Origin of the sequence: Microcystis sp. M53598_WE2, from assembly GCF_030067735.1 — a bacterium.
In the GTDB taxonomy this organism is placed as follows: domain Bacteria; phylum Cyanobacteriota; class Cyanobacteriia; order Cyanobacteriales; family Microcystaceae; genus Microcystis; species Microcystis aeruginosa.
In genome coordinates, this window is record NZ_JASJFE010000169.1 from 1 (window position 1) to 1604 (window position 1604).

Annotated in this window: 2 protein-coding genes; one reads left to right on the plus strand and one right to left on the minus strand. The window is 49.4% G+C overall.

Annotation, left to right across the window (positions count from 1 at the left end; genetic code table 11):
- Positions 1-49 precede the first annotated feature (49 nt).
- The gene (gene leuC, locus PX636_RS03750; protein WP_288116265.1) at positions 50-1450 is read left to right on the plus strand and encodes a 3-isopropylmalate dehydratase large subunit; all 1401 of its coding nucleotides are present in this window, start codon (positions 50-52) and stop codon (positions 1448-1450) included.
- Here leuC and PX636_RS03755 read toward each other — a convergent pair.
- A partial coding sequence (locus PX636_RS03755; RefSeq protein ID WP_353853451.1) for a hypothetical protein occupies positions 1422-1604 on the minus strand: 183 nt, incomplete at its 5' end. The two genes, leuC and PX636_RS03755, sit on opposite strands and share 29 nt — an antisense overlap.

Here is a 1604-nt window from a genome sequence, read left to right on the forward strand (position 1 = left end):
GATCAGGTTAGCTGATATGATTAGGGAGATGACTATCATTCCAAGGTCAATGAGCGCAAGAACGTTATTCGATAAAGTCTGGGACGCACACACGGTTAAGATTCTTCCCAGTGGACAGACACAATTATTTATCGGACTGCATCTAGTCCATGAAGTCACCAGTCCCCAAGCTTTTTCGATGCTAAGAGAAAGGGGTTTAAAAGTATTATTTCCCACACGGACTATTGCCACCGTCGATCACATCGTCCCCACCGAAAATCAGGCGCGTCCTTTCCTTGACGATTTGGCCGAGGAAATGATCCGGGCGATCGAAACTAATGTTCAAACCAATCATATTCCTTTCTATGGCATCGGTTCCGGCAATCAGGGCATAGTTCATGTGATCGCTCCCGAACAGGGCCTAACCCAACCGGGGATGACGATCGCCTGTGGTGACTCCCACACCTCCACCCACGGCGCTTTTGGTGCGATCGCTTTTGGCATCGGCACTTCCCAAGTGCGCGATGTTCTTGCTACCCAAACCCTATCCCTATCGAAATTAAAAGTGCGTCGAGTGGAGGTAAACGGCGATTTAAACCCCGGAGTCTATGCTAAAGATGTAATTCTCCATATTATCCGTCAATTGGGCGTTAAAGGCGGTGTTGGTTATGCCTACGAGTATGCTGGTAGTACAATTGAACGGATGTCCATGGAAGAAAGAATGACGATTTGTAACATGGCGATCGAAGGTGGGGCCCGATGTGGTTATATCAACCCCGATCAAATCACCTACGATTACCTCAAAGGTCGTGATTTTGCGCCTAAAGACTGGGAAAGTGCGGTTAATTGGTGGGAAAGCATTAAAAGCGATGCCGATGCGGTTTATGACGATGTGGTGGTCTTCGATGCCGGCGAAATCGAACCCACAGTTACTTGGGGGATTACTCCGGGCCAAGGAATCGGGGTTAACGAAGTCATTCCCACTCCCGAAAGTTTACCGGCCAGTGAAAGAGCGATCGCAGAGGAAGCCTATCAATACATGAAACTCACCCCCGGCGCCCCGATTAAAGGCACAAAAATCGATGTCTGCTTCGTCGGTAGCTGTACTAACGGCCGGATCAGTGATCTGCGCGAAGCGGCCAAATTTGCCCAAGGTCATCGTGTTGCCCCCCATGTGAAAGCTTTTATCGTCCCCGGTTCCGAAAGAGTCAAAAAACAGGCGGAAGCGGAAGGATTAGACCAAATTTTCCTAGCATCGGGCTTTGAATGGCGCGAGGCGGGCTGTTCCATGTGTTTAGCCATGAATCCTGATAAATTGCAGGGAGATCAGATCAGCGCTTCCTCCTCCAATCGTAACTTTAAAGGTCGTCAAGGTTCCGCTTCCGGTCGCACTTTGTTGATGAGTCCGGCGATGGTGGTAGCGGCAGCGATTAAAGGGGAAGTCACCGATCCCAGGGAGTTGTTAAATTAAATAGGGTTTGCTGAAAAAGTTTGTCAGTGGAGTCAGGAGGCAGGAGATAGGGTGATAGGGTTTTGGGGTGATAGGGTGATGAGACAGCTTCCCCACTTCTCACTCCCTTCTCCCCTTCTCCCTTCTCTACAATAATTACTCGCAACCAGAAATA

Bases quoted from the DNA above. Each gene is read 5' to 3' on its own strand.
- leuC (WP_288116265.1), top strand. From the start codon at position 50: ATGAGCGCAAGAACGTTATTCGATAAAGTCTGGGACGCACACACGGTT.